We start from the raw sequence: 12,386 nt of genomic DNA, 5'->3' as shown, positions 1-12,386 counted from the left end.
CTTTTCCCGATTTCTCTCTTTGTGGCGTTTCTAGCTCTGATGGCAAGGTGGCTGCTAACCCTGTCCAGCTATGTAGTCGCTCCGCTGATGCTCTACATCTTCGGCTGCGGCATCTACACGGCTTACCGTCAGACTTGGAATCAGTTCTTTATCCTGCTGGTGGCCGAGTTCATCTGCTTTGTCCTCTTTTTCGGCGCAACTGCCATCACCGAGGGCATCGGGCGGTTCAGTGAGTGGTTGGCCGAACTGTAAGGAGCATTTTCAACCTTTTGCCGCCTTCGGGCGGCTTTTTCTTTTATGGGGGTGATTTAGGATGGCCGCGACACGGCTGATCGCGCTGCACAAAAACAAAGGCAAGTCGGTTGCGGCCTGTCTGAAAAGCCGTACAGACTATGTACAGAATCCCGACAAGACTGAGCATGGTGAACTGATTAGCAGCTACGAGTGCAGTCCTTTGACGGTGGATGAAGAATTTATGCTGTCCAAACGGCAGTATGAACTTGTCACTGGGCGCAGACAAAAAAGTGACGTGATTGCCTATCAGATCCGGCAGTCGTTCAAACCCGGCGAGATCACCGCCGAAGAAGCCAACAAGGTGGGTTATGAGCTGGCAATGCGTTTCACCAAAGGCAAGTATGCGTTTATCGTTGCAACCCACACGGACCGGGAACACATTCATAATCACATTATCTACAACTCCACTGCGTTGGACAGCACCCGGAAATTCCGGGATTTTTTATTGTCCGGGCTGGCTGTGCAACGGTTGAGCGATCTGATCTGCTTAGAGCATCAGCTTTCCGTCATTGAGATAAAACCCTATCGGGAGCGGCAGAAGCGCACACTCTACCCGCCCAAAGAAAGCAATCGTGACCGTCTATGTGGCGTGATTGACACTATTCTGGCGGAAAAGCCCAAAGACTACGAAGATTTTCTGCAAGGACTGGAGCAGCAGGGTTATGAGGTCAAGCGTGGAAAATACACCTCCGTCAAGGGCGCACGGCAGAAGCGATTCATCCGGTTCCGCACTTTGGGCGCAGGATATAGTGAAGAAGAGCTGAAAGCTGTTATCTCTGGGGAAGCCGAACACCATCCCCGGCAGAAGCAGAAGCACATCGTACCGGAACAAAAATTTCAGATGCTAGTGGATATTCAGGCAAAACTGACCGAGGGCAAGAGCACGGGGTATGCTCGCTGGGCAAAGCGATATAATCTGAAAGAAATATCCAAGACGCTGATTTTCTTACAGGAGCATAAAATCGGCAGCATTAAAGAAATGCAGGAACGTGTGGATGCAGCAACTGCTCGCTATCACGAGTTGGGCGATTCCATTAAAGCTGCAGAAGCGCGCATGGCCGAGATTGCCGTGCTGCGGACGCACATCGTCAATTACGCCCGGACACGTCCGGTTTATGATGCCTACCGCAAAGCCGGGTACAGTAAGAGATTTCTGGAAGCCCACCGGGAAGAAATCACGCTGCATAAGGCTGCAAAAGCTGCTTTTGATGAAGCTGGATTGAAAAATCTGCCAAAGGCGAAGGACTTGAGCATCGAATACGCTGAACTTCTGAAAAAGAAGAAAGAAGCATACCCGGACTACCGGAAGGCACGAGATGAGATGCAGGAGTTGATGAAAGCTCAGAAAAATGTAGAGATGTTTTTTGCAGAGGAAAAAGACACAGCCGAAAAAGAGCCAACACGATAAACGAATACCGCCGAGGACTCTTCCCATTTTGGGAAGATGTCCTCGGCGCTTTTTTGTATGTATAGCGGAAATCCATGACTGGATTTTCGTCAAGCACTAATTATCGTGGTATTCTTGCTATGAAGGTCTTTTGTCGGTATATATACAAAACAGGAATAGGAGCAGAAACAGAAAAAAGAATACTGCATTTTAAGTAGAGCAACAGCCATCCACTTGCAATCAATGCAAAATGGATGGCTGTTGCTTTAGCGTTTTTAGCCTGTTTACTTCTTTGTTTTCGACGATCGTATGAATTTATTTGTTAAATAAATTACCCAAAATATCATAACAAACTTATTGGTCAAAAAATTTTCAATTTCCGCTTCCTTTCCCAACCGAGACGAAATCATATAGAATGCTATATATTGAGCAAGCAGTGCTGCACAAACTTCAAAAATCAACTTAAAACCGTGTTTTTTCATAATTTTCTTCTTTAATGTCCTGAACGGTGTCTAAATGTCCAATGTCCAATAAGTTGAGATTTATTAGAATCCAAGTAATAATCGTTGTCATAAACATAGTAAATCTTTCCTACGCTCTTATGCATTGAAAGGGCACTCGTCACATAAAGATAATCCGGAAGGCAAGCCACTCCCGCACCTACAGCTCCAGCTACCACAACAATTGCCTTTTTTATAATATCTTCGGCTCCAGTAGTCGGAATATAATTTGAAACCAGCGTTATTGCCATCGCAGCTGATGCAATTGTCACCTTTTTTCCAACCAGTGAAATCGAGTAGTTATCCGTTCGAATAGCATATGGAACAATTGATTTCTCATTTGTATCTCTAGATACTATACCTTTAACGGAATATGTCGTAACCTGTCCATTTGCATCAGTTTCTCGACTGATAACGTTTTTTCCGCTTACAGAGCTGATTATTTGAGAAGAGTGAATCTTCTCTCCATTACTTATTTTATAAAAATCGGACGTAATGATATTTCCGGAAATTGTTTCTTCAACAAAATACGCTCCATCGTCCTTATACTCGATGTACTCAACCTTTGTATCAGTTGTTTTTATTGAACTTGCTAAAATTCCAAGTTTCTTCGGATTTTCTGAAGTTGCAAAGGCTCCTAAGCAACTGATTAAAACAAATGCAAGCATAAGAGCCATACAAACAGTCTTTTTTACATAGTTGACACAGTTCATACTATAATCTCCCTTCAAAACTTTATTATTAGTGACTCGTACTTCCCGTTATAGTTTCACTTTTTCCATTTGAATACTGGAATGTTGCTGAAAAATCCAACCGATAACTTTTTCCGGGCTTCATGTTATAATTAGCACTCGCAACACAAGTCTGCATTTGGCTTGAATTTGAGCATCGACTAACTACCTGCCATGTTCCAATACGTCCTTTTTCATACAGCGTCGCAGAAATATTGATGCTTTTTACTCCTGTTAGAGACTGTGCATCAACCCTATACGAACTTTGATAAATCGCCCCCTTCGCAGTACTACTTCCGACATATCTCCTTGCCGGTCCAACTGCTAAAGCCGAGCCAACAAAGCATAACAGAAAAATTGCCGAAAGCGTCAATGTTAGCAACCGTTTTCTTGCCATCAGATATCAAACCTCCATTTCTATGTGAAGTCCCTTTTAGAACTTCTATCTAGGCAACGTTGTCGATGCCTTTTTTGTTACAGAAATTCTTGAAATTTTTCAAGTTTGTTGCTTCAAACAAAAAAGTCATGCAAAAACTGTGCTTTCTCACAAATTTCGCATGACCTTTCGTTTTGCAATTGACCTCAGTAAATTTTTTGAGCCACTAACATAAGTTCTTTAATACTAATTCTTCCAATTATTGTATGTGTAATTCCCTCATCTTCCCAAATCAAATAATATCCAGTATTTTTGTCTTCTCCTAATAGCGCTTCCACATCTCCCATTTTAACTTTTCTATATTTTGTGTGTTCATTATCAAATAGTTGCAACGGTGTACAAAGGGAACATAATAAAAAACTTAATAATGGACTGCCAATCTTACACAAAGTACCGCCCAAACGAGACTACGGGCGGTATTTTTGTATCATGGCGGAGAAAGGAGGAACTTCCCACGGGGGCTTGACTGAAAAGTTGAGCCCCTTTTTTCATGCCAAAAAACAGGAGGTAAATGCTTATGGCAGATGATAAAACCACAAAAACGCCGGAACAGCCGGTAACGGATAGCGGGCCGGGCAAGGAAACGCCTCCCGCTCCCCCAAAAGAGCCGGGGAAGGTTTCCGTTTCCCCGAAGCCGGAAAAAAAGACGGAACCAGAGGTAAAGAACCCACAGGTTTCTGTCTATAACTTCGCTGAAATTATGAAGGAAAAGAAAGTCGAGGAACGGGCGGCAGCTCCCGGCGTGGAAAAGCCTGACCCGGCAAAAGCGGAGAAACCGGAAAAGCAGCCGGAGGCTCCGAAAAAAGCAGAGGAAAAACCCAAAGAGCCGGAACAGCCGAAGCGCCGGGGCCGTCCCCCGAAAGCAAATAAGGACAAGGACGCAGCCCCGAAGTCCAAAGCTCCCGCACAGAAACCGGAAAAGGCGGTCAAAAAGGAACCGGAGAAAAAAACGGCTCCAACGATACAGGCCGCTCCCGCTCCGAAAGGACCCGAAAAGCCAAAGGATGCTCCACGCCGGGGCAAGGAGCAGATCGTCTATATCAAGCTGAACGAACTCCACGCCTTCAAGAACCATCCCTTTGAAGTCCGGGATGATGAAGAAATGCGGGCTATGGTGTCCAGCGTCAAGGACAAGGGCGTGACCCAGCCCGCTATCGTCCGTCCCCGTGAGGATGGCGGCTATGAGATCGTGTCCGGCCACCGCCGCCAGAAAGCCAGTGAGCTTGCCGGATATGCGGATATGCCCTGTATCGTCCGAAACCTGACAGATGATGAAGCCATCACACAGATGGTGGAGGACAATCTGAACCAGCGTGAAGAAATCCTCCCCAGTGAGCGGGCCAAAGCCTTAAAAATGCAGCTTGAAGCCATCAAGCACCAGGGCTCCCGTACTTCGGGCCAGATTGACCCGAAGGACGCAGGTAAACGCTCCAACGAGATCGTGGCCGAGCGGAACAAGATGGCCGTCAAGCAGGTGCAGCGGTATATCCGTCTCAATGAGCTGGTTCCAGACCTGATGAAGCTGATGGATGAAAAAAAGCTGGGTTTTACTACGGCGGTGGAGCTTTCCTATATCGGCAAGAAGAACCAGAACTATATCGCCGTCGCCATTGACAGCCAGCAGTCCTCGCCTTCACAGGCGCAGGCAAAGCGTATGCGTGAGTTGGACGAAAAGAAGCTACTCAACGGGGACGTGATCGACGGCATTATGATGGAGGACAAAAAGGAGGTAGACAAAGTGATTTTGACAGGTGCGGAACTGAGCAAGTATTTCGGCAAGGAAACTACGCCGAGGGAAATGAAGGACCAGATTATCAAGCTGCTGGACGACTGGAAGGGCCAGCAGAAGGAACACGAAAAGCCGGAGAAGAAAAACGAACAGGAAAAGTAAGCCGAAACTTCGGGTCAACGTGGCCCGAGGATTGCGGGGCTCTGCCCCGCGCCCCGAAGCTCTGGAGATATAAATTATTCCCCGTCGCCAGTTATTCCGTAGCATAGCCGGGAAAATCAGTCAAGGGCAGCGCTGCCGCAGGCGGTGCCAGAGGCACCCTTGACGGATTTCTCCCGGTTATGCTTTTTCCCGATCAAGCGACGGGGATATAAATTCTCCAGAGCCGTTCCCCTTCCCGGGGGAAGGGGCGGAGGGGTTGGGCGATACCTTGCTTTTCCCTAAACCAAAACAGAAATGGAGGTTCAACCAATGAAACGACCTTTAGCATACCTGACCGCCGCATGGAGCGGCGAGCCGGATGTTGATATGGAGCTGGCGACCCACTACTGCCGCCTTGCTTATGAGGCGGGCTTTTCCCCGATCTGCCCGCTCTTGTATCTGCCGCTGTTTTTGAATGACAGCGTTCCCGAGGAACATAAGGCCGGGATCGATATGCGCCGGGATATGCTGCGGCGCTCCCACACCCTGATCGTCTGCGGCAGCGCTGTGGACGAGGATGTGAAAAACGATATTGCGGTTGCCGGACGGCTGGGCATTGCGGCGACAACGCTGGAAGGGGTGCTTGCCGTGAAGGGACACGGCACCCCGGGCCATGCCGGACATTAAGCTGGGGAGCCTTTTCGACGGGATTGGCGTGTTCCCTCTGGCTGCTTCCCGGTGCGGTATCCGTCCGGTCTGGGCCAGCGAGATTGAAAAAGCGCCCATCTCCATAACCAAAAGGCACTTTCCCGACATGGTGCATTTGGGGGATATTACGAAGGTGGACGGCGGGAAAATCCCGCCGGTCCATGTGATAACCTTCGGTTCCCCCTGTCAGAACCTTTCTCTGATCGGCAACCGCTCCGGCCTTGCCGGGGCAAAATCAAGCCTGTTCTATCAGGCGTTTCGTATCATACAGGAAATGAGGGATGCTACTGATAACCTATATCCAGCTATCGCTGTTTGGGAAAACGTCATGGGAGCGTTTTCTACAAATGACCGGATGGACTTTAGAGCCGTCTTATCCGCCTTCTCGGACACCGAAGTTCCAATGCCTCCTTCGGGAAGATGGGGAAACGCCGGAATGGTGCGAGGGGGAACGCCTGATGTGTGCTGGCGGCTCATGGACGCCCAGTATTGGGCAGGCCCCCGAAGGCTGGCACGAAGGCAGCGGATTTTCGTCGTGGCGGATTTTGGAGGCAGACGTGCCGCAGACATACTATTTAAGCCCCGTCCAATGCTCCCACTTCCTCCGCCTTGCGGAGAGGGCGGGCGGGCCGCCGCCGAAGGAGATCGAACAGCTTCTTTTGAAACAGGGCGGCAGATACCAGTCATCCACCCCTTTCAGTGCTTCCGTATGCGGGGAGCGGCAAAAAGGCAGGAAGAAACGGCCTTCCGAAACAGCTTCGGATTACCAACTGACCCTTTTCCCACTCTTTTAGCCAGTGACGTGACGCCCTTCGCCTTCTGGTATGAGGGCGACCCGGAGGGCGGCTGTATCCGTTTTCTGACGGAAACAGAAAGTGAACGGCTGATGGGGCTGCCAGAGGGCTGGACAAAGTACGGGGCGGACGGCGTGGAGATTCGGCCTCTGCAACGCTACAAGGCGCTGGGAAACGCGATTGCCCTCCCTTGTGCCGATTACATTATGGCCGGGATCTATGAGGTGCTGGCTGACCGGGCCGGAAAGGAGGAATAAGCCCATGTTTGAAGCCTATATAACCAATACAGCCCTGTACCCCTTAATGGGGATCGAGGTAGGGACAACGGTACATTTCCCCACGACGACACAGGAGTTGCAGGCCGCCCTTGCCAAAATCGGGATAGATGGGAAACGGTACAGCGAAGTGTTCTTTACCAGCTTTGACAGCGATGTGTTGGGGCTCTACGATCATCTCTACGAATGTGAGAACATCGACGAGCTGAACGAGCTGGGCCACGCTCTGCTGGAAGTACGGGATAAGGGCGGACTGGAAACCTTTGAAGCCGCTCTTGTCTTGGGAAACCACACACGGAGCGTGAAGGATTTGATAAACCTGACGCAGAACCTTGACCTGTACCGCTTTTACCCGGATATTTCTGATGATGAAGGGCTGGGCCGTCTGTACGCCGACGAGCTTGGGACCATCGACATACCGGAGCACATTCAGAACTACTTCGATTATGAAGCATACGGACGGGATGTGCGTATCAACGAGGGCGGCGTATTCGCTCCCGGTGGGTATGTGTCGGCAGTCCCGGAGGGCTTCAAGGAGTATTACCACGGGCCACAGGACATTCCGCCGGAACACCGGATATTTGCTTATCCTGAAAAGGCCGAGCCTGTCCACTCCATTCTCGCTGCACTCAAACGGTTTCAAGAAGCCCCACCCACTCCGAAAAAGGACAAGGCGGGGACTTCCCATGAAGAACGGTAGGACTTCGGGCCAGCATGGCCCGAAGCATAAAGGAGGTGCATACCATCAACTATTACCCTATCAATGAAGGAGCCGCCCGCCGGGCAAAGGAAATGAACAGCTTTTCCGACTACAAGGAAGGGAGCGCAACGGCGGAATACCGGGCAATGGTGGACAAGGCCGCCGCCATAGCGGAACAGCAGAAATCCCGGGTGGACCCCATGTACCATGAGAAGATCGACCATCTGTTAGACACCTACGCCCGCAAGCTGGCCGAAAACATGAACCAGGGCTTTGCCATTGACGCAAGGGTTCCCTCTGTGATGATCGCCGGACCTGCCAATTTCCCGGTGGGAAAGAAGGAAAAACAGAACCGGGCCCGGGACAGCAACATGGAGGAATGGCGGTATATTCAAGGGCTGCTGGATAAGATACGCAGTACCGGCATGGGCGGGATCAGCGCCGATGACCCGGCGGCCATTGAAAAGCTCCAGAAGAAGCTGGACGGGCTGGAACGCTCCCAGCTCATTATGAAGGAGGTCAACGCCTATTACCGCAAGCATGGCAAGCTGGATGGCTGTGCGCTGCTGTCGCCGGACCAGATCGAAAAGCTGAAAGCAAGCATGGCGGCAAACTGGCGGAGCGACCCGAGGCCCTTTGAAAGCTACCAGCTTACCAACAACAATGCGGAGATCCGCCGGGTAAAGACGCGTATCGAACAGCTCTCCAAACAGGCGCAGCGGGAGTTTTCCGGCTGGGAGTTCGACGGGGGCCGTGTGGAGATGAACCGGGAGGACAACCGCTTGCAGGTATTCTTTGATGGAAAGCCTGACGCGGACACCCGGGCCGAGTTGAAAAGCAGCGGTTTCCGCTGGGCTCCCAGTGTAGGCGTATGGCAGAGGCAGCTCACGGACAACGCCATCCGGGCGGCTGACCGTCTGGAATGTATCAAGCCGCTGTCCGGCGAAAAGCCCTCCCAGCTTCAAAAGAAGCCCTCTATCTTGCAGACCATGCGGGAACAGGGCGAAAAAATCCAGACGGAGCCGGAAAAGAAAGCTCCGTCCGGCAGAGATGCCGAGCGGTAAGCCTCGGGCCACATTGGCCCGAGGTTTTCTGTTCCCCGAGATTGTACGGGGGCCTCCCGGATAGCGGGAACCCCGACGGAAAGGAGGTTTTATGCAGGAAGAAGTAAACCAAAAAACGGTTGCCCTTTCGATCAGGACAACGAAGCTCACGGGAAAAGTGCTGGCTGCCGCTCTTGGGAAGGTAGCGCGGGCGCTGCAAAAGCACCACCGGAAGGCGCTGACCCCGCAGGGACGCCAGAGTGTAAAAAAGCTGATGAACCACTATGGCGGCAAAAGCGCCATGCCCTATGTGGGAGCCCCAAAGGATTTTGACCGGATCGCAAAGGAGTTCCATGTGGACTACGCTTTCCATAAAGTGAGCCCCGGTCATTACCTACTGTTTTTCAAAGCCAATCAGGCGGACGCTATCACGGCGGCCTTCCAGAAGTACAGCGCAAAGGTGCTGAACAAAGAGCAGGACAAGGCTTCCATCCTCGGCCAGCTTCGGAAATTCACGGAGCAGATCAGGACGCAGGCAAAGGAAAAGCAGCGGACCAGAGAGGCGGTGAAGGACGGACGTTGAGTGACAAGATTAGAAAATATGTGCTCCCAAACCTGCCGTACCTCTTTGTGTTCTGGTTCTTCTCCAAAATCGGGACGGCCTACCGGATCGCCCCCGGCACAGACTTCGGGACAAAGCTCATGGGGATGCTCGATACCTTCCCCAAAGCCTTTGAAACCTACTGGCCGGGGCTTGGCGGTATTGACCTGCTGGTGGGCCTTGCCGGTGCGGCTGGGGTGTATCTGCTGATACAGTCAAAGATCAGGCAGGCGAAAAAATTCCGGCGGGATGCAGAGTACGGCACCGCCCGCTTTGGAACAAAGGAGGATATAAAGCCGTTTGTAGACCCTAAATTTCAGAACAATGTCATTCTGACCGGGACGGAGTTCCTGACCATGAACACCCGTCCGAAAATACCCGCCAATGCCCGGAACCTAAACGCCTGTGTCATCGGCTCGTCCGGTTCGGGTAAGACAAGGTTCTGGCTGACCCCGCAGCTTCTTCAAGCTCATTCCTCGTATGTGGTGGTAGACCCGAAGGGCGGCACCCTCGATCAGTGCGGGCGGTTCCTGCAACGGGAGAAATACAGGGTGCGGGTGTTCAACAGTATCGACTTTTCAAAATCCATGCACTACAATCCGCTGGCCTATATCAAGACGGAAAGCGATGTTTTGAAATTCGTTACTGCTCTGATCGCCAACACCAAAGGCGACGGCAAGGAGGGCGACGAGTTCTGGACTAAAGCTGAAACCCTCTTGTACTGCGCCCTTGTGGCCTACATCGTCTTTGAGGGGCCGGAGGAAGAACGCAACATGAATACGCTGGTGGAAATGATAAACAGCATGGAAGTCCGGGAGGATGACGAAACCTTCAAAAATGCGGTGGACTATATGTTTGACGGGTTGGAACGTCGCAGCCCCCAGCACTTCGCCGTGAGGCAGTATAAGAAATACAAGCTCGCCAGCGGCAAGACAGCCAAAAGCATCTTGATTTCCTGCGGTGCAAGACTGGCTCCCTTTGATATTCCCCAGCTTCGGGAGATCATATCTTATGACGAACTGGAGCTGGATAAGCTGGGGGATGAAAAATCAGCGCTGTTCTTTCTTATCAGCGACACGGACACCACCTACAACTTTTTGGTTGCCCTCGCTTTTTCGCAGATGTTCAACCTTCTGTGTGAACGGGCTGATAACACCTATGGCGGGCGTCTGCCCTACCATGTGCGGGTGCTATGGGACGAGGCTGCCAACACCGGGCAGGTGCCGGGGCTGGAAAAGATCGTGGCCGTCATCCGCTCCCGTGAGATCAGCCTGACGCTTTTTTATCAGGCAATGAGCCAGTGCAAGGCATTGTACAAAGACCATTCCGAAACCATCATGGGCAACATGGACAGTATCGTATTCCTCGGAGGCCGGGAGGCTTCCACCCTAAAGGATATTTCGGAAAACTGGCTGGGCAAGGCCACCATCTCTATGCAGACCGAGGGCCGAAGCCGTGGGCAGTCTGAAAGTTACAGCCAGAATATGCAGCGGCTTGGCCGGGAGCTGATGACCACCAGCGAGATCACCACCATGCCCGGGGATAAATGTATCTTGCAGCTTCGGGGGCTCCCGCCCTTCCTGTCTCCGAAGTATGACTTGAAAAAGCACCCGAATTACAAGTACACAGCCGAATTTGATAAAAAGAAAAACGCCTTCCGCTTGGAAAGCCTGTTCCGCCACCGGCCATTGAGACTAAAGCCGGAGGACGAATACACGGTGTACGAAGTGGACGGCTCCGACACGGACGAAGAAGCTGACCTGTTGAATTTCGATGATCTGGACAGCGACGAGTTTGTGTAACTTCGGGCCATGTTGACCCGAAGCGCCGCCGATGTGGGCGGCTTTTTTTGTACCCAAAATCATCAAACAAACAAAATGGAGGAACGTATATGGAATTTTTCAATCAGGCAATCGACATTCTTAAAATTCTGGTCATGGCTCTTGGCGCCGGTCTGGCGGTGTGGGGCGTCATCAACCTTCTGGAAGGTTACGGGTCGGACAACCCTGCGGCAAAATCACAGGGCATTAAGCAGCTCATGGCTGGCGGCGGTGTCGTTCTGATCGGCCTTCAGCTTATCCCTCTGCTGTCCGGCCTGTTCAGCTAAGTGTCACCCGTTGTCCCTTTTTCCAGAAAAGGAGCTGATGTATGGACTTTATCATCGACGCAATCGTTGAATGGCTGAAAGGTCTGCTCGTCGATGGTATCATGGGAAATCTGGACGGCCTTTTCGATAACGTCAATCAGAGCGTTGGCGAGATCGCCACACAGGTAGGCACGACCCCGGCGGACTGGAACGCCGGGGTCTTTTCCATGATACGACAGATCTCCGAAACTGCCATTCTGCCAATCGCCGGGGTCATCCTCACTTTTGTTATGACCTATGAACTGATACAGATGCTCATAGAACGCAACAACCTCCATGAAGTTGACACATGGATGTTTTTTAAGTGGGTGTTCAAAACCTTTGTGGCTGTGATGATCCTGACGAATACCTTCAATATCGTGCTGGCGGTCTTTGATGTGAGCCAGTATGTGATCCAGCAGTCAGCGGGCATTATCCAGAACGGGACAGAAATCACGCCGGATGTGCTGGACAGTCTGCGGACAGAGCTTGAGGCGATGGAGTTAGGCCCTCTGTTCGGACTCTGGCTCCAGTCCTTCCTGATCCAGCTTACCATGATTGCCTTAAACATCGTGATTTTCGTCATCGTATATGGCCGTATGATTGAAATTTATTTACTCACAAGTTTAGCGCCTATCCCGTTTGCCACCGTCCCCAACAGGGAAACCGGACACATGGGGCAGAACTATTTCCGCTCCCTCTTTGCGGTGGGCTTTCAAGGTCTATTGATCTTAGTCTGTGTTGCCATCTATGCGGTGCTGATCCAGAGTATCGCCGCCGACGGCGACCCCATCGGGGCGATCTGGGGATGCGTGGGATATACGGTGTTGCTGTGTTTTACCCTGTTCAAAACGGGCAGCCTTGCAAAATCCATCTTCGGCTGCCATTAAGAGACTTCGGGCCATGCTGACCCGAAGCGGAA

14 protein-coding genes are annotated in these 12,386 nt (G+C 51.3%); 11 read left to right on the top strand and 3 right to left on the bottom strand.

Annotated features, from left to right (window positions below; all coding sequences use genetic code 11):
* Together C7J97_RS13175 and C7J97_RS13170 are read left to right on the top strand one after the other, a co-directional pair.
* A partial coding sequence (locus C7J97_RS13175; RefSeq protein ID WP_113993211.1) for a hypothetical protein occupies positions 1 to 252 on the top strand: 252 nt, incomplete at its 5' end.
* A 61-nt stretch (positions 253 to 313) separates the two neighbouring features.
* Positions 314 to 1,702 carry a relaxase/mobilization nuclease domain-containing protein gene (locus C7J97_RS13170; RefSeq protein WP_113993210.1) on the top strand — a complete coding sequence of 463 codons (1,389 nt, stop codon included), beginning with the start codon at positions 314 to 316 and terminating at the stop codon, positions 1,700 to 1,702.
* A 472-nt stretch (positions 1,703 to 2,174) separates the two neighbouring features.
* Here C7J97_RS13170 and C7J97_RS13160 read toward each other — a convergent pair whose 3' ends face one another.
* The 3 genes from C7J97_RS13160 to C7J97_RS13155 form a co-directional block, all read right to left on the bottom strand.
* A complete protein-coding gene (locus C7J97_RS13160) occupies positions 2,175 to 2,894 on the bottom strand; it encodes a hypothetical protein (protein ID WP_113998230.1) in 720 nt (239 codons plus the stop codon).
* 28 nt (positions 2,895 to 2,922) lie between these two features.
* Positions 2,923 to 3,309 (bottom strand): hypothetical protein, encoded by a 387-nt coding sequence (locus C7J97_RS14895; RefSeq protein WP_147232770.1) that lies wholly within the window; start codon positions 3,307 to 3,309, stop codon positions 2,923 to 2,925.
* Between the two features lie 185 nt (positions 3,310 to 3,494).
* On the bottom strand, positions 3,495 to 3,680 hold the full coding sequence (locus C7J97_RS13155; protein WP_278320582.1) for a DUF4367 domain-containing protein: 186 nt from the start codon (positions 3,678 to 3,680) through the stop codon (positions 3,495 to 3,497).
* A 179-nt stretch (positions 3,681 to 3,859) separates the two neighbouring features.
* Between C7J97_RS13155 and C7J97_RS13145 the strand changes: the two genes are divergently transcribed.
* The 9 genes from C7J97_RS13145 to C7J97_RS13105 all read left to right on the top strand — a co-directional run bounded on the left by C7J97_RS13145 (position 3,860) and on the right by C7J97_RS13105 (position 12,354).
* Positions 3,860 to 5,239 carry a ParB/RepB/Spo0J family partition protein gene (locus C7J97_RS13145; RefSeq protein ID WP_113993208.1) on the top strand — a complete coding sequence of 460 codons (1,380 nt, stop codon included), beginning with the start codon at positions 3,860 to 3,862 and terminating at the stop codon, positions 5,237 to 5,239.
* 309 nt (positions 5,240 to 5,548) lie between these two features.
* On the top strand, positions 5,549 to 5,905 hold the full coding sequence (locus C7J97_RS13140) for a DUF7768 domain-containing protein (RefSeq protein ID WP_173015368.1): 357 nt from the start codon (positions 5,549 to 5,551) through the stop codon (positions 5,903 to 5,905).
* Positions 5,892 to 6,977 carry a DNA cytosine methyltransferase gene (locus C7J97_RS13135; RefSeq protein WP_113993206.1) on the top strand — a complete coding sequence of 362 codons (1,086 nt, stop codon included), beginning with the start codon at positions 5,892 to 5,894 and terminating at the stop codon, positions 6,975 to 6,977. Before C7J97_RS13140 ends, C7J97_RS13135 begins: the two co-directional genes overlap by 14 nt.
* A gap of 4 nt (positions 6,978 to 6,981) precedes the next feature.
* The gene (locus C7J97_RS13130) at positions 6,982 to 7,695 is read left to right on the top strand and encodes an antirestriction protein ArdA (protein WP_113993205.1); all 714 of its coding nucleotides are present in this window, start codon (positions 6,982 to 6,984) and stop codon (positions 7,693 to 7,695) included.
* A 14-nt stretch (positions 7,696 to 7,709) separates the two neighbouring features.
* Positions 7,710 to 8,759 carry a hypothetical protein gene (locus C7J97_RS13125; RefSeq protein WP_113993204.1) on the top strand — a complete coding sequence of 350 codons (1,050 nt, stop codon included), beginning with the start codon at positions 7,710 to 7,712 and terminating at the stop codon, positions 8,757 to 8,759.
* A 91-nt stretch (positions 8,760 to 8,850) separates the two neighbouring features.
* Positions 8,851 to 9,321: a PcfB family protein gene (locus C7J97_RS13120; RefSeq protein ID WP_015567070.1), complete on the top strand. Its 471-nt coding sequence runs from the start codon at positions 8,851 to 8,853 to the stop codon at positions 9,319 to 9,321.
* A complete protein-coding gene (locus C7J97_RS13115; protein WP_113993203.1) occupies positions 9,318 to 11,141 on the top strand; it encodes a VirD4-like conjugal transfer protein, CD1115 family in 1,824 nt (607 codons plus the stop codon). Before C7J97_RS13120 ends, C7J97_RS13115 begins: the two co-directional genes overlap by 4 nt.
* Positions 11,142 to 11,230: 89 nt before the next feature.
* Positions 11,231 to 11,446 carry a Maff2 family mobile element protein gene (locus C7J97_RS13110; RefSeq protein ID WP_016306504.1) on the top strand — a complete coding sequence of 72 codons (216 nt, stop codon included), beginning with the start codon at positions 11,231 to 11,233 and terminating at the stop codon, positions 11,444 to 11,446.
* A 41-nt stretch (positions 11,447 to 11,487) separates the two neighbouring features.
* A complete protein-coding gene (locus C7J97_RS13105) occupies positions 11,488 to 12,354 on the top strand; it encodes a VirB6/TrbL-like conjugal transfer protein, CD1112 family (RefSeq protein ID WP_055650126.1) in 867 nt (288 codons plus the stop codon).
* The last annotated feature ends 32 nt before the right edge of the window (positions 12,355 to 12,386 follow it).

It is taken from the genome of Faecalibacterium prausnitzii (assembly GCF_003324185.1).
Lineage (GTDB): Bacteria > Bacillota > Clostridia > Oscillospirales > Ruminococcaceae > Faecalibacterium > Faecalibacterium prausnitzii.
Note: the sequence above shows the minus strand (reverse complement) of the source record. Positions and strands in the feature narration are given on the sequence as shown.